The organism is Kitasatospora sp. YST-16 (genome assembly GCF_026802215.1).
Classification (GTDB): domain Bacteria; phylum Actinomycetota; class Actinomycetes; order Streptomycetales; family Streptomycetaceae; genus Kitasatospora; species Kitasatospora cineracea.
The window spans coordinates 1237486-1257692 of record NZ_CP113837.1 but is presented as its reverse complement, the minus strand read 5'-3'; the positions used below and the strand labels follow the sequence as shown (position 1 = coordinate 1257692).

Annotated in this window: 16 protein-coding genes and 1 riboswitch; of the genes, 10 read left to right on the top strand and 6 right to left on the bottom strand. The window is 72.6% G+C overall.

Annotated features, from left to right (window positions below):
• Positions 1–19 precede the first annotated feature (19 nt).
• The 6 genes from OU787_RS05715 (at position 20) to OU787_RS05690 (ending at position 7505) form a co-directional block, all read left to right on the top strand.
• A complete protein-coding gene (locus OU787_RS05715; protein WP_030462195.1) occupies positions 20–1090 on the top strand; it encodes an aldose epimerase family protein in 1071 nt (356 codons plus the stop codon).
• A gap of 303 nt (positions 1091–1393) precedes the next feature.
• Positions 1394–2674 carry an extracellular solute-binding protein gene (locus tag OU787_RS05710; protein ID WP_030462196.1) on the top strand — a complete coding sequence of 427 codons (1281 nt, stop codon included), beginning with the start codon at positions 1394–1396 and terminating at the stop codon, positions 2672–2674.
• 106 nt (positions 2675–2780) lie between these two features.
• A complete protein-coding gene (locus tag OU787_RS05705; RefSeq protein WP_035956442.1) occupies positions 2781–3731 on the top strand; it encodes a carbohydrate ABC transporter permease in 951 nt (316 codons plus the stop codon).
• A gap of 50 nt (positions 3732–3781) precedes the next feature.
• Positions 3782–4681 (top strand): sugar ABC transporter permease, encoded by a 900-nt coding sequence (locus OU787_RS05700; protein ID WP_030462198.1) that lies wholly within the window; start codon positions 3782–3784, stop codon positions 4679–4681.
• Between the two features lie 51 nt (positions 4682–4732).
• Positions 4733–6454, top strand: coding sequence for a glycoside hydrolase family 13 protein (locus OU787_RS05695; RefSeq protein ID WP_030462199.1), 1722 nt, complete (start codon positions 4733–4735; stop codon positions 6452–6454).
• A 25-nt stretch (positions 6455–6479) separates the two neighbouring features.
• Positions 6480–7505, top strand: coding sequence for a LacI family DNA-binding transcriptional regulator (locus tag OU787_RS05690; protein WP_198545037.1), 1026 nt, complete (start codon positions 6480–6482; stop codon positions 7503–7505).
• A gap of 55 nt (positions 7506–7560) precedes the next feature.
• On the opposite strand, the gene OU787_RS05685 is transcribed toward OU787_RS05690, so the two are convergent.
• The 3 genes from OU787_RS05685 to OU787_RS34530 all read right to left on the bottom strand — a co-directional run bounded on the left by OU787_RS05685 (position 7561) and on the right by OU787_RS34530 (position 11239).
• Positions 7561–9468, bottom strand: a complete 1908-nt coding sequence (locus OU787_RS05685; protein WP_030462201.1) for an AMP-dependent synthetase/ligase — start codon at positions 9466–9468, stop codon at positions 7561–7563.
• 140 nt (positions 9469–9608) lie between these two features.
• A complete protein-coding gene (locus OU787_RS05680) occupies positions 9609–9809 on the bottom strand; it encodes a hypothetical protein (protein ID WP_030462202.1) in 201 nt (66 codons plus the stop codon).
• A 131-nt stretch (positions 9810–9940) separates the two neighbouring features.
• The gene (locus OU787_RS34530; RefSeq protein WP_051817330.1) at positions 9941–11239 is read right to left on the bottom strand and encodes a transglycosylase family protein; all 1299 of its coding nucleotides are present in this window, start codon (positions 11237–11239) and stop codon (positions 9941–9943) included.
• A 5-nt stretch (positions 11240–11244) separates the two neighbouring features.
• Positions 11245–11414: riboswitch (cyclic di-AMP (ydaO/yuaA leader) on the bottom strand.
• Between the two features lie 446 nt (positions 11415–11860).
• Here OU787_RS34530 and OU787_RS05665 point away from each other — a divergent pair.
• Positions 11861–14005, top strand: a complete 2145-nt coding sequence (locus OU787_RS05665; protein ID WP_268658736.1) for a hypothetical protein — start codon at positions 11861–11863, stop codon at positions 14003–14005.
• Between the two features lie 207 nt (positions 14006–14212).
• Here the strand turns inward: OU787_RS05665 and OU787_RS05660 are convergent, their stop codons facing one another.
• Positions 14213–15109 (bottom strand): hypothetical protein, encoded by an 897-nt coding sequence (locus tag OU787_RS05660; protein ID WP_232795090.1) that lies wholly within the window; start codon positions 15107–15109, stop codon positions 14213–14215.
• A 348-nt stretch (positions 15110–15457) separates the two neighbouring features.
• On the opposite strand from OU787_RS05660, the gene OU787_RS05655 reads away from it, so the two are divergent.
• Positions 15458–15700, top strand: a complete 243-nt coding sequence (locus tag OU787_RS05655; protein ID WP_030462206.1) for a DUF397 domain-containing protein — start codon at positions 15458–15460, stop codon at positions 15698–15700.
• A gap of 214 nt (positions 15701–15914) precedes the next feature.
• Here the strand turns inward: OU787_RS05655 and OU787_RS05650 are convergent, their stop codons facing one another.
• Positions 15915–16436 carry an ATP-binding protein gene (locus tag OU787_RS05650; protein WP_051817332.1) on the bottom strand — a complete coding sequence of 174 codons (522 nt, stop codon included), beginning with the start codon at positions 16434–16436 and terminating at the stop codon, positions 15915–15917.
• Positions 16437–16849: 413 nt separating this feature from the next.
• Between OU787_RS05650 and OU787_RS05645 the strand changes: the two genes are divergently transcribed.
• A complete protein-coding gene (locus OU787_RS05645) occupies positions 16850–17716 on the top strand; it encodes a helix-turn-helix domain-containing protein (protein ID WP_030462208.1) in 867 nt (288 codons plus the stop codon).
• Positions 17717–18062: 346 nt separating this feature from the next.
• Here OU787_RS05645 and OU787_RS05640 read toward each other — a convergent pair whose 3' ends face one another.
• A complete protein-coding gene (locus tag OU787_RS05640; RefSeq protein ID WP_268658735.1) occupies positions 18063–19640 on the bottom strand; it encodes an MFS transporter in 1578 nt (525 codons plus the stop codon).
• 88 nt (positions 19641–19728) lie between these two features.
• Here OU787_RS05640 and OU787_RS05635 point away from each other — a divergent pair, with 88 nt between their 5' ends.
• The gene (locus OU787_RS05635; RefSeq protein WP_030462210.1) at positions 19729–20151 is read left to right on the top strand and encodes a MarR family winged helix-turn-helix transcriptional regulator; all 423 of its coding nucleotides are present in this window, start codon (positions 19729–19731) and stop codon (positions 20149–20151) included.
• Positions 20152–20207 lie beyond the last annotated feature (56 nt).

Sequence of the window (20207 nt, the reverse complement as noted above, 5' to 3'; positions counted from 1 at the left end):
CGAACCGAGGAGCAGCCCCATGACCGCGCCGGCCGAGCCCACCGAGGTGCACCGGGCACCGTACGACCACTCCGGGGCCGGGATGGGCCTGGAGCGCTGGACGCTGCGGGCCGGGCCGGTCGAGGCGACCGTGATCACCCTGGGCGCCGCGCTGCACACCCTGACCGCCCCGGACCGCTCCGGCACCCCCGCCCAACTGCTGCTCACCAGCGAGGACGTGGGCACCCTGCTCGGCCCGGCCAAGCACTACGGGGTCACCGTCGGCCGGTACGCCAACCGGATCGCGGACAGCCGGATCACCCTCGACGGCGAGGACCACCCGCTGCTGCCCACCGGCCGCGGCGTCACCCTGCACGGCGGCCCCGACTCCTTCTCGCACCGGGTGTGGGACGCCGAGGAGATCCCCGGCGGGGTGCGGATGCACCTGCACTCGCCGGACGGCGACCAGGGCTTCCCGGGCGCCCTGGACGTCTGGGTGGACTTCACCCTCACCGGCTCCGACCTGGCCATCTCCTACCGGGCGGTGACCACCAAGCCGACGGTGCTCAACCTGACCAACCACGCCTACTTCAACCTGGCCGGCGAGGGCCGCGGCGACGTGCTGGGCCACCTGCTGACCGTCGACGCCGACGCGTACACCCCGGTCGACGAGCGGCAGATCCCGTACGGCCCGTACGAGCCGGTGGCGGGCACCCCGTTCGACTTCACCGCCGCCCGGGCGATCGGCGAGCAGATCCACGACGGGCACCCGCAGCTGAAACTTTCACGCGGCTACGACCACAACTGGGTGCTGCGCGAGCGGCCCGCGGACGGGCCGCCGGTGCGCGCCGCGCTGCTGGCGGACCCGGGCAGCGGGCGGACGCTGGAGGTGCTGACCACCGAGCCGGGCATCCAGGTGTACACCGCGAACGGCTTCGACGGCGCGGTCACCGGCCCGTCCGGGACGGCCTACGGCCCGTACGCCGGGGTGGCGCTGGAGACCCAGCACCACCCGGACTCGCCGCACCAGCCGTCGTACCCGTCGACCGAGCTGCGGCCGGGGCAGGAGTTCCGGTCCACCACCGTGCTGCGGCTGGGCACCGCCGGCTGAGCCGCGGCTGATCGAGGAGCCCCCGGGAGCGCTGCTCCCGGGGGCTCTTCCGTGCCCGGCGACTGCAAGGAGTTTCCGCAAGGCGACGGATGGTCAAGACGCGTGACGGCAACTCTAAGGACACGTGGACGTAACGATCGCCGTCGCCTTGCAGAAACTTGCTGCAAGGACTTTCAGCAATGCTTGCCGCGCTGTTACGTTCCTGCTCAAGCCCGGCGGCCGCAACGGCGCAGTCGGCTTCGGACAGCCATTATGCGCCGTCCTCCTCCATCTCGGGCACCCCCACCTTTCCTAGGAGTTTCCATGCGGCGTGGCATCGCGGCCTCCGCTCTCGTTGCGGCTCTGGCAGTCACCATGGCGGCCTGCAGCAGCAGCGGCTCCGGCTCGGACAGCAAGAGCGACGGACCGGTCACCATCACCTACTGGGACACCTCGAACGCGACCAACGAGGCCCCGAACTACCAGGAGCTGGTCAAGAAGTTCGAGGCCGCGAACCCGAACGTCAAGGTCAACTTCGTGAACGTGCCGTTCGACACGGCGCAGAACAAGCTCCAGACCGCGATGGGTGCCAAGGGCGCGCCGGACGTCTTCCGCGCCGAGGTGGGCTGGACCTCCGCCTTCGCCAAGGCCGGCTACCTGGAGCCGCTGGACGGCACCCCCGCGCTGACCGACGCCTCCGTCTTCCAGCCCTCGCTGATCCAGCAGGCCAAGTACTCGGGCAAGACCTACGGCGTGCCGCTGGTCACCGACACCCTGGCGCTGATGTACAACAAGGAGCTCTTCGCCAAGGCCGGCATCACCGCCGCCCCCACCACCTGGGACGAGCTCAAGGCCGACGCCGCGCAGCTGAAGGAGAAGGCCGGCGTCGACGGCTTCTGGCTGAAGGCCGCGGACGGCTACTACGCCATGCCGTTCCTGTACGGCGAGGGCACCAACATGGTGGACGCCGCCGGCAAGAAGATCACCATCAACTCGCCCGAGGCCGTCAAGGCCATCGACACCTACAAGTCGATGTTCACCTCGCCCGGCACGGTCAAGGCCGACGTCACCACCGACGCCTACGCCCACATGATGGACGCCTTCAACAACGGCAAGGTCGCGGCCATCATCCAGGGCCCGTGGGAGGTCACCAACGTCTACAAGGGCGCCGCGTTCGCCGACAAGAAGAACCTCGGCATCGCCGCCGTCCCGAACGGCTCCACCGGCAAGGGCGGCGCCCCCACCGGCGGCCACAACGTCTCCGTCTACGCCGGCTCCGACGCCGCCCACAAGGCCGCCGCCGAGAAGCTCGCCGCGTTCCTGACCTCCGCCGAGAGCCAGACCTTCCTCGCGCTGAAGAACGGCACCCTGCCCACCCGCAGCGACGCCTACACCGCCGAGGTCAAGGCCAACCCCGGCATCGCGGACTTCCAGGCGATCCTGACCTCCGCCCAGCCGCGGCCCGAACTGCCCGAGTACGCCTCGCTGTTCGGCTCCTTCGGCACCGCCCTCGGCAAGATCGTCCAGGACCAGGCCGACACCAAGGCCGGCCTGGAGGCCACCGAGGCCGACTACGCGAAGCTCCTCCCGGACTTCAAGAAGTAATCGGATCGGCCGCCCGGCCCACACCTGACGGTGGGCCGGGCGGACCCGTCAGTCCCCCAGCAGTCGCCGAGGCAGGCGGCGGACCTCCCGGAGAAGGTGTCTTTCCATGGCAGTTGCGGTCGCACAGCGCATCAGGCTGTCGTACTCGAAGTACTGGTACGCGTACGCGATGATCGCGCCGGTCGTGATCGTCCTCGGGGTGCTGGTCGGCTACCCGCTGGCGCGCGGCATCTACCTGACCCTGACCAACGCCAACAGCCTCAACGTCGGCCGGCAGATCGGCGTCAACCACATCCCCGACAGCTTCGACTTCATCGGGCTGCAGAACTACGCGGACGTGCTGTGGGGGCCGACCGCCTACGACCGCTTCTGGTCGCACCTGATCTGGACCGTGCTGTGGACCGGGATCTGCGTGCTCCTGCACTACAGCATCGGCCTGGGCCTGGCGCTGCTGCTCAACCGGAAGATCCGCGGCCGCGGCCTGTACCGGCTGGTGCTGATCCTGCCCTGGGCGGTGCCGACCTTTGTCACCGTCTTCTCCTGGCGCCTCATGCTCGCCGACGGCGGCGCCGTCAACGCGTTCCTCTCCTTCCTGCACCTGCCCGAACCCGCCTGGCTGTCCGACCCGCTGGCGCAGAAGGCCGCCGTGATCATGGTCAACACCTGGGTCGGCGTGCCGTTCATGATGATCTCGCTGCTCGGCGGCCTCCAGTCGATCCCGCAGGAGCTGTACGAGGCCGCCGAGATGGACGGCGCCACCCCCTGGCAGCGCTTCCGCCACGTCACCCTGCCCGGCCTGCGCAGCGTCTCCTCCACCGTGGTGCTGCTCGGCGTGCTGTGGACCTTCAACCAGTTCGCGCTGATCTTCCTGCTGTTCGGCTCCGGTGCCCCCGACGCGCAGATCCTGGTCACCTGGGCCTACCGCCTCAGCTTCGGCCAGCAGCCCGCCGACTACGCGCAGTCCGCGACCTACGGGATCCTGCTGCTGTCGATCCTGATCGTCTTCACCACCTTCTACCGCCGCTGGCTGGACCGGAACGAGAAGGCCAACGGATGAGCGCCGAGACCGTCCCCCAGACCGAGGAACCCGACCAGGCAGGCAGCCCCATGACACTCACCGCCGACCGCCCCGCCGCCGACACGGCCCCCGCGAAGCGACCCGCCAAGGTCCGGCTGCGCGGCCAGTCCTCCCCGCTGGCCGCCGCGCTCACCCACGTCGCCCTGGTCGTCGCCAGCCTGATCGCGCTGTTCCCGGTGGTCTACATCGCGTACATCTCGCTCGGCCCGGACGACAACGACTACCTGCACCCGGCGGCGATCCTCGACAAGATGACCTTCGCCAACTACGGCAAGGTCATGAACGACACCGGGTTCTTCACCTGGTTCGGCAACTCGGCGATCGTGGCCGCCGGCACCACCGTGATCGGCGTGCTGATCGCCGCCTCCACCGGCTACGCGGTCTCCCGGATGCGCTTCCCCGGCCACCGCCAGCTGATGTGGACCCTGCTGGTCACCCAGATGTTCCCGATCGCGGTCCTGATCGTGCCGATGTACTACATCCTGTCGAACCTCGGGATGCTGGACACCTACACCGGCCTGATCCTGGTCTACTCGGCCACCATCGTCCCGTACTGCGCCTGGCTGATGAAGGGCTACTTCGACACCATCCCGGTGGAGATCGACGAGGCCGGCCGGGTCGACGGGCTCTCCCCGTTCGGCACCTTCTGGCGGCTGATCCTGCCGCTGGCCCGCCCGGGCCTGGCGGTGGCCGCGTTCTACTCCTTCCTCACCGCCTGGGGCGAGGTCGCCTACGCCTCGACCTTCATGCTCTCGTCCGACAAGTACACCCTGGCGGTCGGCCTGTCCTCGTTCGTCAGCGAGCACGACCACCAGTGGCAGCTGATGGCCGCCACCTCGGTGCTCATCGCCATCCCCGCCGCGGTCGTCTTCTACCTCGTGCAGCGCCACCTGGTCACCGGCCTGACGGCCGGCGCCGCGAAGTCCTGAACCCGCGCCACCTCCACGTCACTTCCACAGCCTCCGAGGGATGACTGTCCAATGACCCAGAACCTGGCCGACGCCTCCCGGCCCGCCGCCGTTCCCGCCGCTCGGACGACTGCTGCGACCACCGGGGCCTCCAGAGGCGGTTGGTGGCGGGACGCGGTCATCTACCAGGTGTACCCGCGCAGCTTCGCCGACGGCAACGGCGACGGCATGGGCGACCTGCCGGGCATCCGCAGCCGGCTGCCCTACCTGCGCGACCTGGGCGTGGACGCGGTGTGGCTCTCGCCGTTCTACGCCTCCCCGCAGGCCGACGCCGGCTACGACGTGGCCGACTACCGGGCCGTCGACCCGATGTTCGGCACCCTGCTGGACGCCGACGCGCTGATCCGCGACGCCCACGACCTGGGCCTGCGGATCATCGTCGACCTGGTCCCCAACCACTCCTCCGACCAGCACGAGTGGTTCCAGCGCGCGCTGCGCGAGGGCCCCGGCTCCCCGCTGCGCGAGCGCTACCACTTCCGCCCCGGCAAGGGCGAGGACGGCGAACTGCCGCCCAACGACTGGGAGTCCATCTTCGGCGGCCCGGCCTGGACCCGCACCACCGACCCGGACGGCACCCCCGGCGACTGGTACCTGCACCTGTTCGCCCCCGAGCAGCCCGACTTCAACTGGGACAACCCGGCGGTCGCCGACGAGTTCCGCTCCATCCTGCGGTTCTGGCTCGACATGGGCGTCGACGGCTTCCGGATCGACGTCGCCCACGGCCTGGTCAAGGCCCCCGGCCTGCCCGACCTCGGCAGCCACGACCAGCTCAAGCTGCTCGGCAACGACGTCATGCCGTTCTTCGACCAGGACGGCGTGCACGCCATCTACCGCAGCTGGCGGCAGATCCTCGACGAGTACCCCGGCGACCGGATCGGCGTCGCCGAGGCCTGGACCCCGACCGTCCAGCGCACCGCCAACTACGTCCGCCCCGACGAGCTGCACCAGGCGTTCAACTTCCAGTACCTGGGCACCGGTTGGGACGCCGCCGCGCTGCGCGAGGTGATCGACGTCTCGCTCGACTCGATGCGCCCGGTGCAGGCCCCCACCACCTGGGTGCTCTCCAACCACGACGTCACCCGGCACGCCACCCGGTTCGCCAACCCGCCCGGCCTGGGCACCCAGATCCGCACCCCCGGCGACCGCGTCCTCGGCCTGCGCCGGGCCCGCGCCGCCACCCTGCTGATGCTCGCGCTGCCCGGCTCCGCGTACGTCTACCAGGGCGAGGAGCTCGGCCTGCCCGACGTCACCGACCTGCCCGACGAGGTCCGCCAGGACCCGTCGTTCTTCCGGCAGGCCGGCCAGGACGGCTTCCGCGACGGCTGCCGGGTCCCGATCCCGTGGTCCGGCACCGAGGCCCCCTACGGCTTCGGCCCGAACGAGGGCGGCCCCAGCTGGCTGCCGCAGCCCGCCGAGTGGGCCGGCCTCTCGGTGGAGGTCCAGACCGGTGACCCGACCTCCACGCTGGAGCTGTACCGCTCCGCGCTGGCCGTCCGCCGCGCGCAGCCCGCGCTCGGCGCCGGCACCGGCGTCGAGTGGCTGCCCGCCCCCGAGGGCGTGCTGGCGTTCCGGCGCGAGTCGGCCGAAGGCTCGTTCGTGTGCACCGTGAACACCACCGGCGAAACCGTCCGGATCCCCGCCCCCGGCCGTATGCTGCTGTCCTCCGCCGAGGCTGTCGAGACGGAGAACGGCGTCGAACTCCCGGCCGACAGCACCGCATGGTGGGCGGTCTGACGTGGTTGCAATAGGCTCTGGGATCGTGACTACGGCGCGACTCTCCGACATCGCGGCGCAGGCGGGGGTCAGCGAAGCCACCGTCAGCCGCGTCCTCAACGGCAAGGCGGGCGTCTCCGCGACCACCAGGCAGACCGTGCTGGCCGCGCTCGACGTCCTCGGCTACGAGCGGCCCACCCGGCTGCGCCAGCGCAGTGCCGGGCTGATCGGCCTGATCACCCCGGAGCTCAGCAACCCGATCTTCCCGGCCCTGGCCCAAGTCATCGAACAGGTGCTCAGCCGGCACGGCTACACGCCGGTGCTGTGCACCCAGACCCCGGGCGGCTCCACCGAGGACGAACTCGTCGAGATGCTGGTGGAACGCGGCGTCGCCGGCATCGTGTTCGTCTCCGGACTGCACGCCGACACCACCGCCGACCACGACCGGTACGCCAAACTCACCGGCCGCCAGGTCCCGTTCGTGCTGATCAACGGCTACAGCGAGAAGATCGCCGCGCCGTTCATCTCGCCGGACGACCGGGCCGCGATGTGGATGGCCGTCCAGCACCTGGTCGAGCTCGGCCACGAGACGATCGGCCTCGCGGTCGGCCAGAAGCGGTACGTGCCGGTGCTGCGCAAGATCGAGGGCTTCACGGCCGCCGTGCAGCAGCTCACCGGGCGCACCCCCGAGCAGGCCGAGGAGCTCGTCCACCACACCCTGTTCAGCGTGGAGGGCGGGCACGCCGCGGCCCAGGCGCTGCTCGACAAGGGCTGCACCGCGATCGTCTGCGGCTCCGACATGATGGCGCTCGGCGCGATCCGGGCGGTGCGCCAGCGCGGGCTGACGGTGCCGCAGGACGTCTCGGTGGTCGGGTTCGACGACTCGCCGCTGATAGCGTTCACCGAGCCGCCGCTGACCACCGTCCGCCAGCCGGTCGAGGCGATGGCCACCGCCGCCGTCGACGCCCTGCTGGAGGAGGTCGGCGGGAACCCGACGCAGCGCTCCGAGTTCATGTTCCAGCCCGAGCTGGTGATGCGCGGCTCCACCGGGGCCGGTCCGCGCAACGGCTGAGCGGCGCCCCGTCGGTACGGCCCCCGGGAGGAGCTCCTCCCGGGGGCCGTACCTTTCAGGCGTAGAGCTGTTCGAGGTCGCGGCGGTAGGCGGTGCTGACGGCCTGTCGGCGGACCTTCAGCGAGGGCGTCAGCAGGCCGCGCTCCTCGGTGAACTCGCCCGCCACCACCCGGGCCCGGCGGATCGACTCGGCGCGCGAGACCGTCGCGTTGACGCCCCGCACCGCCTCGGCGAGCGCCGCCAGCACCGCCGGGTGCACCGGGACGGCGCTGGAGAGGTCCACGCCGTCGGGCGCGCCCGGCGGGGTCGGCGGGTCCAGCGCGAGGAAGCGCTCCACCGCCTCCGGGTCCAGGGTGAGCAGCGCGCCCACGTACGGGCGGCCGTTGCCGACCACCAGGGCCTGGCCGACCAGCGGGTGGCCGCGCAGCCGGTCCTCCAGCGGGCCGGGGGAGACGTTCTTGCCGCCGGAGGTCACCAGGACCTCCTTCTTGCGGCCGGTGATCGTCAGGTAGCCGTCCTCGTCCAGCCGCCCCAGGTCGCCGGTGGCGAACCAGTGCGGCCGCCGGGGCCGCGGCGCCCCCAACTCGTAGTAGCCGTCGAAGAGCTGACCGCCGGACAGCAGCACCTCGCCGTCCTCGGCGATCCGCACCGCGCTGCCCGGCACCGGCTGCCCGACCGTGCCCGGACGCGGCCGCAGCGGCGGGTTCACCGTGGACGGGCCGCTGCTCTCGGTCAGCCCGTAGCCCTCGTGCACCAGCACGCCCGCGCCGGCGAAGAACAGCAGCAGCTCCGGGTCGATCGAGGAGCCGCCGCTGATCGCGTACCGCACCCGGCCGCCCATCGCGGCCCGCACCCGCCGGTACACCAGCGCGTCGTACAGGCCGTGCGCCAGCCGCAGCGAGAGCGGCGCCGGGCGGCCGCCGTCCGCCGCGGCCAGCTCGGCCCGGGCGTAGCGCACCGCCACCGCGGCCGCCCGGTCGAACACCTTCACCGCGCCCTTGGCCTGCGCCTCGGCCCGGCCCAACTGGTGGATCTTCTCGAACAGGTAGGGCACGCCGACCAGGAAGGTCGCGCCGAAGGAGGCCAGGTCCGGCCGCAGGTCGGCCGGTTTCAGGGACGGGCTGTGGCCGATCCGGACCCGCCCGTACACGCAGGTCACCTGGATCATCCGGCCCAGCACGTGCGCCAGCGGCAGGAACAGCAGGGTGCACGGCGCCCGGCCGGTCGCCTCCTCGAACACCGGCTCCAGCAGGGCGTGGCAGTTCGCCGCCTCGGTGAGGAAGTTGGCGTGGGTGAGCAGGCAGCCCTTGGGACGGCCGGTGGTGCCCGAGGTGTAGATCAGCGTGGCCTCGTCGTCCGGGCCCTGGGCCCGTCTGCGGCGCGTCAACTCCTCGGCGGGGACGGGGCGGCCCAGCTCGGCGAGGGCGCCGACCGCGTCCTCGTCCAGCCGCCACAGCGGCACCGTCCCGCCGGTGCGGGCGATCGCCACGGTCAGCACCTCGGCGGTGCCGGCGTCCTCCGCGACCGCCAGCACCGCGCCGGAGTCCCGGACGATCCACTCCGCCTGCTCCACCGCGGACGTCGGGTACACCGGCACCACGCAGGCGCCGGCCGCCCAGGCGGCGAAGTCCAGCAGCGTCCACTCGTACCCGGTCCGCGACATCAGCACGATCCGCGCGCCGGGGCCGACCCCGACCGCGACCAGGCCGCGGGCCACCGCCGCGACCTGCTCCGCGAACTCACGGGCCGTCACGTCCCGCCAGGAGCCGTCCGGTTGACGGCGCGTCACCACCACCGCCTCCGGCGCTTCCCGCGCGTTGCGGAACGGCAGGTCGCCCAGGACCCCGTCCGCGGGCGGCGGCACCAGGTACGCGGACCGGGCTTCGACGACCCGCCCGCCGGTGCGCAGCACCTCGACGGGCGGACGGGCGGCGCGGGCGGCCCGGGCGAGGGGGTGTGCCATGAGCGAACTCCCTTGGGTGGGGTGGGGGTTCGCCCAGGTTAGGTACTCGCCGGTGAACTTACTAGACAGTAAGTTACTTGACAGTTGCGGAGGTTGTGGAGGTTTCGGGACCGGCGGGGCCGCGGCCGCCCGGCGGGGCGTCAGCCCTCTTCGATGGTCGGGGGCTTGGGGAGGAGGCGTTCGCCGTCGCGGGTGCCGCCGGTGCGGGCGATGGTGCGGCGGTCGGTGGAGAGGTAGTCGCGGACGACCAGTTCCACCGCGTCCTGGGGGCTGGTGGCGCCGACGCGCATCATCACCTCCAGGGCCAGGTCCGCGTCCAGCGTGATCGTCACTTTCGCCATGGTGCTGCTCCCCGGTCGTCGAGCCCCTGCCGAGGCTCCGTCGAGGCTCGTCGGGCCTCGTACGGCCGAGGATAGGCCGCTGCCCCCGGGGCCGACCAGGTCCCCGGGGGCAGCGGCGGTCGTGCCGGTGATCAGACGCGGCCCGCGAAGTCGGGGGCCCAGTTGGCGATGGTCTCGGTGCGGACGCCGGAACGCGGGTTCGCGGCCTCGACGTACTTGCCGTCACCGACGTACAGGGCGACGTGGTAGACGCCCGAGTTGGAGCCGTTGCTGGACCAGAACAGCAGGTCGCCCGGCTGCAGGCTGTCCAGCGAGACGCGGGTCGAGTAGTCGGCCTGGTCGGCGGCGACGCGCGGCAGGCTGATGCCGGCCTGGCGGAACGCCGCCTGGGTCAGGCCGGAGCAGTCCCAGCCGCCGTTGCCGGTGCCGCCGTAGACGTACGCCTGGCCGAGCTTGGACAGCGCGAAGTCGATCGCCGCGGCCTTGGAGCCGGTCGCCTTGGTGGCGGCCGTGGCGGTGGTGGTCGTCTTGGCGCTGGTCGAGGCGGTGGCGGTGGTCGCGGTGGACGACTTGGCCGGGGTGCTCGACGACTTGGCGGCGGAGGAGCGGTCGCCCTTCCAGGACGAGCCCTGGTGGGTGCTGGCGGAGGAGGAGGTGGTGGCGGCCGGCGCGGACTGCTGCTGCGCGGTGGCGGCGCCGCCGAGCGAGAGCTGCTGACCCGGGTAGATCATGTCCGGGCCCTCGGTGAGCACCGAGCGGTTGAGGTCGTACAGCTTCTGCCAGCCGCCGTCCACGTGCTGGCTCTGCGCGATGGTGGACAGCCAGTCGCCCGCCACGACGGTGTAGGTGCCGGCCGACTGGTCGGCGGTGGCGGCCGGGGCGCTCTGCTCGGCCTGCGGCTGGGCCTGCGACTTGCCCTGCGACCAGCCGTTCTGCGACCAGCCGTTCTGGGACTTGCCCTTGCTGCCGGACTGCGACTGCGACTGCGCGGGCGCCTGGGTCTGCGACTGCGACGGCGCGGCGGTGGCGGACGAGGCGGAGCCGGAGGTGTCGACCTGGGGGGCGGCACCGCCCTTGGTCAGGCCGGCCTGGATCGAGCACACCGGCCAGGCGCCGGGGCCCTGCGAGGCCAGGACCTTCTCGGCGACCGAGATCTGCTGGTCCTTGGTGGCGAGGTCGGCGCGCGAGGCGTACGCGGTGCCGCCGAACTCGGCCCAGGTGGAGGCGGTGAACTGCAGACCGCCGTAGAAGCCGTTGCCGGTGTTGATCGCCCAGTCGCCGCTGGACTCGCACTGCGCGACCTTGTCCCAGGTGGAGACGGTCGCCGCGGAGGCGACGCCACCGGTCAGGCAGGGGATCGACAGCCCGATGCCGACGACACCGGTGGTGGCGATCAGGCGGCGGGCGCGCTTGGAGCTGATGGGCAGCATGAAGAAGCGTTCCTCTCCCACGCCTGCGAGGTGAGCTGTCGGATTCGGGCTGGAGTTGCCCGGCCGCGCGCACCGCGTGGTGCGCCCGGCTTCACCCCTAGCCCCGTGCGGTCCTTCGACCGCCCGGGGCGACTTACCTGGTTCCCCCGCCCCTGCCGTGGTGCGTTGTGCATGAGCCGACCCGCCCGGCGGCAGGACTCGGCGTTCCGGGCGAACTGGGTCCGTGTGTCCACGAACGTGGGCAGGAGATTAAGCGGAATTAAGGAGAATCCGCAAATGCCCGTGACCGGCATCACAGTGGCCGGAATGGGTGATCAAGGGATATTCGGCGAACTCCGCGAGCGGCGGCGAATTCTGGCGGGACGTCAGGCGATAGGTGATCTTGTGCCCGTTTTGCTGCACTATGCTGAGTTATGCGGGATTATTCACGTTTGGTCACCCGGTGGGCGGGTCATTTGTCGCCGTATGGGCGTTCTGTCCTTGACCGGAAGCGCCCCGCCGCACCCCCCTGACGGTACGTCAGAATGCTGAAGCGAAACCGAATCCGCCGCTTTCCGGCGCCCGCGCTGCCTATGCTGCCCCCGACGGCTCAGGGCGGCGGAACCCGGAAGGGCGGCCACGGTGGAACAGCGGCAGGACGAGGAACGGCAACCGCCGCCGGTACGGCACCGGCGCCCGCCGGTCGGGCGGCGCCGGATGCTGACCTGGCTGGCGGCCGGGACGGCGGCGGCGCTCGGCGGGGGAGTGGTCCTGCGGCAGTCGCTGGCCGGGGCCGACGAACCGGCGGGAGCCGCCGCCGCGCGGACCGGCACCGCCACCCCGGCCGGCCACCCGCACGGCACCGGCGCCCCACCACCCGCCGCCGGCAGCCCGCAGCCCTCCGCCCGGCCCCCGGTGCTGGACACCGGCGGCCGCAAGTGGTCCGACGCCAAGGGCTGGGGCGGGAAACCGCCGGGCCCCGGCAGCGCGGTGCGGATCACCGACCGGGTGGTGCTGGACGCCGACGCCGAGGTCGGCTCGCTGCTGGTGGAGCCCGGCGGCTCGCTGGTGTTCGCCGCCGACCGGACGCTGACCCTGGCCAGCGCGGGCAACGTCGAGGTCCGCGGCGTCCTGGCCCTGGCCCCCGACGCCGCGCACACCCACACCCTGCGCTTCCCGCACGTCGACGAACACCGGTTCGCGGGCGGCGGGATGACCGTCGTCGACAGCGACACCGGCCTGTGGGTCACCGGCCAGGGCTACCTGCGCCTGGACGGCGCGCCCCGCACCGCCTGGGTCCGGGCCGCCGCCGACCTGGGGCCCGGCGACACCGCGCTGAAGCTGGCCGCCGCCCCCGACGGCTGGCAGCCCGGCGACGAACTGGCCGTCACCCCGACCGCGCCGCCCGACACCGCGGACTTCTCCACCGCCTACGACCTGGTGACGGTCGCCCGGGTCGACGGCGCCACCGTCACCCTGACCGGCCCGCTGCGGCACGCCCACCCGCGGGTGGCCACCGGTGGCGGCGCGACCTTCGGCGCCGAGGTGCTCAACCTCAGCCGCAACGTCCGGATCGAGGGCACCGAGCAGGGCCGGGCCCACGTCCACCTCACCTCCAGCCGCCCGCCCGACGTCCGGCACGCCGCCCTGCGCTGGCTCGGCCCGCGCGCCGACGGCAAGGACAGCTGGGACGGCAAGCCCGTCACCGAACCCGTGCTCGGCCGGTACGGGCTGCACTTCCACATGCTGCTGGACACCTCGCGCGGCACCGTGGTCGAGGGCGTCGTGGTCCGCGACACCGGCAGCCACGCCTTCGTGCCGCACGCCAGCCACGGCATCACCTTCCGCGGCTGCATCTCCCACGACACCTGGGAGGACGCGTACTGGTGGGACGGCCCGATCGACACCCGCACCCCGCAGGGCCCCTCGAACGACATCGCCTACGACGGCTGCGTCGCCTCCCGCACCGCCTTCGAGCCCAACCCGCGCGCCTACCGGCTCACCGGCTTCAGCCTCGGCGCCGGGACGGGCTCCTCGGCCCGGGACTGCGTGGCCGTCGGCGTGCAGGGCGCCACCGGCGCGTCCGGCTACGAGTGGCCGGAGACCAGCGAGGGCGTCTGGACCTTCGAACGCTGCCTGGCGCACAACAACCTGCAGAACGGCATCTTCGTCTGGCTCAACGCCGAGCACCACCACACCGTCACCCAGTACGCGGCGTACCACAACGGCGGCTGGGGCATCGAGCACGGCGCCTACCTGAACGACTTCGACTACACCGCCTCGGTGCTGTACGGGAACGCCGCCGGCGGCATCGCCGTGCACGCGCTCGGCCGCGACAAGGGCACCGTCTTCGACGGGCTGCTGATCGACGCCGCCGGGCAGTCCGACTACGCGGTGACCACCCTCAAGCACCAACTGGCCGGCGAGGCCGTCACCCTGAGCCGCAGCCGGCTGACCGGCTACCGGAAGGCCGGGGTGGCGTTCCGGGCCACCGGCGACGGCAAGCCCGACGACATCGCGGTGCTGGACTGCGCGTTCGGCGGCCCGCCCGGCAGCGAACTGTGGCTCGACCCGGACGCGCCCGACCCGACCCGGATCCTGTTCCGCCCGGCCGGGCAGGCGCAGACCGTCGCGCTCGGCAAGGGCGGCGGCCCGGGGCTCGCCGGCACGCCGTGGAACGCCACCACCACGCCGGCCGAGGCCCCCGTCCCGCCGCGCCCGGTCGCCCTGCCCGCGCTCGCCTTCACCGACCGCGCACCCGGGACGGGACGCGTCACCACCGGCTGAGCGGCAGCCTGACGGAACCGGTCAGTGCGAGGCACGAGGAAGCGCGTCGGGGCCGGTCGGTGCGCGGCACGGGGGAAACGCATCGGGACCGGTCGGCGCGGCAGGGGGGAAGCGCGTCGGGACCGGTCGGTGCGCGGCACGGGGGAAGCGCGACGGGCGGGAGCGCGTCGATTCGCTGCTCCTGCCCGTCGCGGCTCTCGGTCGGCGTCAGCGCGCCGCGTGCGCCCCCGGGGTGCGCTGCTGCTCGATGGCGGCCTCGGCGGCCTCCAACTGCTCCTGGGTGGGCTCGGGGAGCGCGGCCAGGTAGGCGGAGGCGATCAGCTGGCCCACCGTCGGGTAGGCGCCGATCGGGGCGGCGCTCGCGCAGCCGGTCTCCTCGGCGGCGGTGGCCAGCAGCTCGGTGTCGGCCTCCGGGCCGATCACCAGCGGGGCCAGCGCCGGGCGCTCGGAGCCGGTGGCGCGCAGGTGCGCGACGGCCGCGGCCACCGAGCCGGGCACGTCCAACGCGGCCGGGACCACCGGCACGGCCAGCCGGGACGCCAGCAGGACGCCGGTGATGCCGGCCGCGGCGGCCGCCTCCTCGCCGCCGACCGTGGTCAGCACCACGCCGTCGGCGGCGGTGGCGATGGCGAACAGCCGGGCCCGGTCGGCGCGGGCCAGCCCGGCCTCGGACAGCCGCACGTGCACGGCCTCGGCCAGCAGCGGGTGCGGGCCCAGCGGGTCCAGCACCTGGGCGCCGGTCTCGGCGGCCAGCTTGTGCAGTTCGGGCAGGAAGCCGTGCGGTCCGGGCACCAGCGGGACGACCACCGGCGCGGGCAGGCCCGCCTCGGCGGCCGCCGCCAGCAGGTCGGCGACCGTCGGCGCGTCCTCGCCGCCCTGGTAGGCCGCCGTCACCTCGATCCCCGCCTGCTCGGTGCGGACGATGGACAGCAGCTCCTCGACGACCGGGCGGCTCTCCGGCCCGGCGACGGCCGGGACCGCCAGCACCAGGGCAGGCGAACCGGCCATGATCTCGGGGCGCTCGGGACGGCGGTGGCGCCCCCGCGCACGGGAGCCTGGCGTACGGACGGGCAGTGGCGCGCCCGGGATGGCTGCGGTGCTCATGCGCCAGATCGTAGGACATGTCCCCTCGCGCGTTGCAGCCGGATACCGGCAGCGGGCGGGTTTCCGCCAGGAAGTGACAGTCATCACAGTGCGAATCGTGACTACCTGTGAACCGCGTGGAAGGTGGTGATGATCGACAACGCGCAGACGGATGTGTGCGGACGGTCATGGAGTGACTGGCGTTTCGCCCGGCTGTGTCCGCTTACGCACCGTCAATTGCGCGGCTGTGAAGGGTTGGTGACAGCATTGGCACGTTCTTCTGCACGGGAAATTTCCCATGCTGATGCACGTGCAGGAGGGCTATCATCACGTCAAGTGAGGCATTCGCCAGGCTCTGGGGAGAAAACAATGCGTGAGGCGTACAACGGCATGGCGGCGACGGACCTGGACGGGGTGGTCTGGCAGAAGAGCCGTCACAGCAACTCGAAGGGCAACTGCGTGGAATTCGCCGCGCTGCCGAACGGCGACGTGGCGATGCGCAACTCGCGCTTCCCGCAGGGCCCGGCACTGGTCTACACCAGGGACGAGATCACCGCGATGCTGCTCGGCGTCAAGGACGGGGAGTTCGACCACCTGGGCGGCACGCCCTGACGGCCGGTCGACTCCCGTTCACCCGGGCCGTCGTGGGGGATCCCGCGACGGCCTTCGTGGTTCCGGGCGCCGCCCAGCGCCTCTGACGTCCCGTCAGGAAAGGCCGCTCGCACCGGGCTTCGTCGGACGGTGCGCTTCAGGGGGTGCGCGGGGCGGGCGGTGTTCGGGTCGGGGAGTGTGCGGGTCGGCCGGTGTTCGGGTCGGGGGGTGCGGGTCAGGCGGAGCGGCGGTGCCGGCCGGAGTTCGACAGCTGTTCCGGGACGGGCAGTTCGGTGTGGGCGTCGAACAGGGCCCAGACCACCTTCCCGGCGCCGGCCAGCGGGTGCCAGCCCCAGGACCGGGAGAACGAGTCCACCAGGTGCAGCCCGCGGCCGGACTCGGCCACGAAGTCGGCCTCCCGGGCTATCGGACCGGTGCTGGAGGGGTCGCTCACCGCGCAGACCACCTGCGGCGCGCGGTGCACCAGGCTGATCCGGATCGGCAGCGTCTCCACCGTCGGCTGCGGGACGCCCTGGACCGGCACCCGGGACGGCTCGCTCTGGCCGAGCGCGTGCCGCAGGGCGTTGGTCACCAACTCCGAGGCCACCAGGGCCACGTCGTCGAAGATCTCCCCGAGCCCCCAGGCCTCCAGCGACCGCCTGGTGAACTCCCGTGCGGTGCGCACGGCTTCGAAACGGGGAGCGAGGGTGCAGCTGACCACATGAGGGTCGGTCGCCAGGACCGTACCGGTGCTCATGAAGAGCTCCTCCCATAAGGGGGCGGACACGGCGGGACCCACCGGGGTCATGCCGGTCACCTCCGACTCGCTCGGCCGCCGGACCGTCGGCCGACCGGTCCGCACACGCAAGTACCCAGCGACGCGCGGGCGTTGCCGGGAGGGTGTGCGGGTTCGCGCATGGGGTCGACGCGGGGCCCGCGGGATTGCCAGGGCGTGCAAGTGCACGTGCACCATGGTCCTCTGCGCTCACGGCAGATGCAAGAGCCGGTTCACGTGCAGTCGTGCGATTGGCATATGCATGCACCGGATGCACGTGCAAGATGGACCCGGAAGTGGCCGAAGCGACAGTCCGGTGCACCACTACCGGCACTCAGCGCGCCCAAGTGATGGCAGACTGTGCAACTGGTCCGTCCGAGTGGAGGTTTGGTCAGATGACCACAGTTCAGCCCGGCGGGGGCTCGATGGTGCGCCGCATCCTCCTCGGCTCCCAACTCCGCCGGCTCCGCGAGGGATGCGCCATCAGCCGGGAGGACGCCGGCTACGCGATCCGCGCCTCGGAGTCCAAGATCAGCCGGATGGAGCTCGGCCGGGTCTCCTTCAAGGAGCGCGACGTCGCCGACCTGCTCAGCCTCTACGGCCTCGCCGCCGGCCCCGACCGGGAGGCCCTGCTGGCACTGGTCCGCGAGGCCAACAAGTCCGGCTGGTGGCACAGCTACAACGACGTGCTGCCCAACTGGTTCCAGACCTACATCGGCCTGGAGGAGGCCGCCGCCCTCATCCGCACCTACGAGGTGCAGTTCATCCCCGGCCTGCTCCAGTGCGAGGACTACGCCCGGGCGATCTTCGCGCAGAACCGCCCCACCCTCGACGACGCCGAGATCGGCCGCCGGGTCACCCTGCGGGCCCGCCGGCAGAAACTGCTCACCGACGGCCGCGGCCCCAAGCTCTGGGCCGTCATCGACGAGGCCGCGCTGCGCCGCCCGGTCGGCGGCCCCGAGGTGATGCGGGCCCAACTGGAGCACCTGGTGGAACTGGCCCAACTCCCCAGCGTGGTCGTCCAGGTGATGCCGTTCCGGTTCGGCGCGCACGCCGGTGAGAGCGGCGCCTTCTCGGTGCTGCGCTTCCCCGAGCAGGACCTGCCCGACGTGGTCTACCTGGAGCAGCTCACCAGCGCCCTCTACCTGGACAAGCGCGACGACGTCGACGAGTACCTCCAGGTGATGGAGCGGCTGTGCGTGGACAGCCTCACCCCGCAGCAGACCCTCGACCTGCTGCACTCGATCCTCAAGAGCCAGTAGCGGAACCACCCGCCCCCCCGCGGCTTCTCCGCCGGAGCGCGGGTGGTGCGGAGGGGCGCCGGTGGTGCGCCGAGGGCGCCGGTGGCGCGTGGGCGGCGCGGGGTACGGATCAACCTCCTTGTGCTGTGCGGCGGTTCGGTCTCGGTGCGGCTGCACTGATTGACCGTGGCCCGCCCAACTGCGATGGTGACTGCTCCGCAGTCCGCCCGATGGCGGACCGCGCGCACCGGCTCCACCAAGACGGGGGTTTGGTGGAGCCGGCCCGAAGGACGGCCGGACCGCCCGGGGCTGCCGGCGCGCCCGGGACGGCGGGAGGCCGACCGCCCGGGCCCGGGCTCCGCTCCGCTCAGCGTTCCGACACCAGCACCCCCTGCTCCTGCTCCTGCTCCGTCGACGCCTCCGTCGACGCCTCCGCCGAGGCCTCTGTCGACGCCTCCGCCGGGTAGACGTGGTCGGCGACCGGGGCCGGGGCCTGGCCGCGTCGGAGGCCGGAGCGGATCGCGCCCGTCAGCGCGATCAGCAGGCCGAGCGCGGTGGTGCCCGTCACCAGCAGCAACGCGGGCCGGTAGCCGGACAGTTGGGCGTGCGCGTCGGTGCCGCCGGCGCTGCCCGCGGTGAGCACCGCCGTGGTGACGGCCAGCACGATCGCACCGCCGACCTGGAGCGCGGTGTTCACCAGGCCCGAGGCCAGGCCCTGCTCGTCGTCCGCGACCCCCGCGGTGGCCGCCACGTTGATCGAGGGGAAGGCCAGCGCGAAGCCCGCGCCGATCAGCAGCATGCTCGGCAGCACCAGGCCGAGGAAGCCGCTGTGCTCGTCCAGCCGGAGGAACAGCGCGTACCCGAGGGTCATCGAGGCCACGCCGACCGGCAGCACCCGGGCCGGGCCGTACCTGTCCAGCAGGCGGCCGACGGCGCCCGCCGAGAACGCCACCACCGCGCCGCCGGGCAGCAGCCCCAGCGTCGTCTCCAGCGCCGACCAGCCCAGCAGCCGCTGCAGGTACAGCGTGGCCACGAACTGGAAGCCCGCGTAACTGCCCATCAGCGTCAGCGCGGTGAGGTTCGCCCGGCGGACGCCGGCGTCCCGGAAGATGCCGAGCCGGACCAGTGGATGGGCGGTGCGGGACTCGATGGTCAGGAAGGCAGCGGCCAGCGCCGCCACCAGCAGCAGCGACCCGAGGGTGCGGGCGGAGAGCCAGCCCGCGCCCTGGGCCTCCGTCACCGTGAACACCAGCAGCAGCACCGCCGCGGTGCCGGTGACCGCGCCGGCCAGGTCGTACCCGCCGGAGGAGCGCTGCCCGTCGTGCCGCCGGGGCAGCAGCCTGACGCCGACGACCAGGGCGATCAGGGCGACCGGGACGGGCATCAGGAACGTCAGCCGCCAGCCCGCCGACGTCAGCAGGCCGCTGATCACCAGGCCGAGCGAGAAGCCGGCGGCCGAGCAGGTGGTGTAGATGGAAAGCGCCCGGTTGCGCGCCGGGCCCTCCGGGAACGTGGTCGTGATGATGGACAGGCCGGCCGGGGCGGTGAACGCGGCGCTGACGCCCTTCAGGAAGCGGGCGCCGATCAGCAGCGGCCCGCTGTCCACCAGCCCGCCGAGCAGCGAGGCGCCGGCGAAGACGGCCAGCGCGACCAGGAACACCCGGCGGCGGCCGAGCAGGTCGGCCGCGCGGCCGCCGAGCAGCAGCAGCCCGCCGTAGCCGAGGACGTAGCCGCTCACCACCCACTGCAGGGCGGAGTCGGACAGGTGCAGGTCGGCGCCGATGGAGGGCAGGGCGACGCCGACCATCGAGACGTCGAGCGCGTCGAGGAACATCGCGGCGCACAGCACCACCAGGGCGCCCCAGAGTCGGGGGCTCCAGCGGGTGTGCTCGGTCGCGGACGGATGGTCGGCCGCAGGCGTGTGGGTCACCGTCGTGTCGGTCATGGCACAGCACGCTACATGCATGTGCATGGGATGCAAACACATTTAATGCGGACGCAACAGATGTGTGTGCATGTGCTAACCTGGCGGCGTGACCGACTTCGACCCAGACCACGACCCGTCCGCGGAGACGGCGCTCGGCGAGCAGTGGCGCGCCCTGCTGGCCCGCCACGCGGCCACCGCCTGCGCCATCGACCGCGAGCTGGGCGAGGCGTACGGGCTCGGCGTCAGCGAGTTCGAACTGCTGGAGCGGCTGCGGGAGTTCGAGCGGGAGGAGCCCGGCCGCGGCGAGCGCGCGCAGGCCCTGGCCGGCACCGTGCACCTCAGCCAGAGCGCGTTCTCCCGGCTGGTCGCCCGGATGGAGAAGGCCGGCCTGGTCCGGCGCACGCACTGCGTCGACGACCGGCGCGGCATCTACATCGCGCTCACCGACGAGGGCCGCGAGCGCTACCTCAAGGCCCGCCCCGTGCACCGCCGGATCCTCGCCGAGACGCTCGGCCCCGACGAGGACTGAACCGGCCGGAGCCCGGCGGCTGACGGCCCGTCAAGGGGCGTGCGGCCGCCGGTTCC

Coding starts and splice junctions, on each gene's coding strand:
- OU787_RS05680 (WP_030462202.1), bottom strand. CDS start 9,809: ATGGCGAAAGTGACGATCACGCTGGACGCGGACCTGGCCCTGGAGGTG.
- OU787_RS05655 (WP_030462206.1), top strand. CDS start 15,458: ATGCGTGAGGCGTACAACGGCATGGCGGCGACGGACCTGGACGGGGTG.
- OU787_RS05660 (WP_232795090.1), bottom strand. CDS start 15,109: ATGAGCACCGCAGCCATCCCGGGCGCGCCACTGCCCGTCCGTACGCCA.
- OU787_RS05700 (WP_030462198.1), top strand. CDS start 3,782: ATGACACTCACCGCCGACCGCCCCGCCGCCGACACGGCCCCCGCGAAG.
- OU787_RS34530 (WP_051817330.1), bottom strand. CDS start 11,239: ATGCTGCCCATCAGCTCCAAGCGCGCCCGCCGCCTGATCGCCACCACC.
- OU787_RS05705 (WP_035956442.1), top strand. CDS start 2,781: ATGGCAGTTGCGGTCGCACAGCGCATCAGGCTGTCGTACTCGAAGTAC.
- OU787_RS05715 (WP_030462195.1), top strand. CDS start 20: ATGACCGCGCCGGCCGAGCCCACCGAGGTGCACCGGGCACCGTACGAC.
- OU787_RS05640 (WP_268658735.1), bottom strand. CDS start 19,640: ATGACCGACACGACGGTGACCCACACGCCTGCGGCCGACCATCCGTCC.
- OU787_RS05645 (WP_030462208.1), top strand. CDS start 16,850: ATGACCACAGTTCAGCCCGGCGGGGGCTCGATGGTGCGCCGCATCCTC.
- OU787_RS05695 (WP_030462199.1), top strand. CDS start 4,733: ATGACCCAGAACCTGGCCGACGCCTCCCGGCCCGCCGCCGTTCCCGCC.
- OU787_RS05710 (WP_030462196.1), top strand. CDS start 1,394: ATGCGGCGTGGCATCGCGGCCTCCGCTCTCGTTGCGGCTCTGGCAGTC.
- OU787_RS05685 (WP_030462201.1), bottom strand. CDS start 9,468: ATGGCACACCCCCTCGCCCGGGCCGCCCGCGCCGCCCGTCCGCCCGTC.
- OU787_RS05650 (WP_051817332.1), bottom strand. CDS start 16,436: ATGAGCACCGGTACGGTCCTGGCGACCGACCCTCATGTGGTCAGCTGC.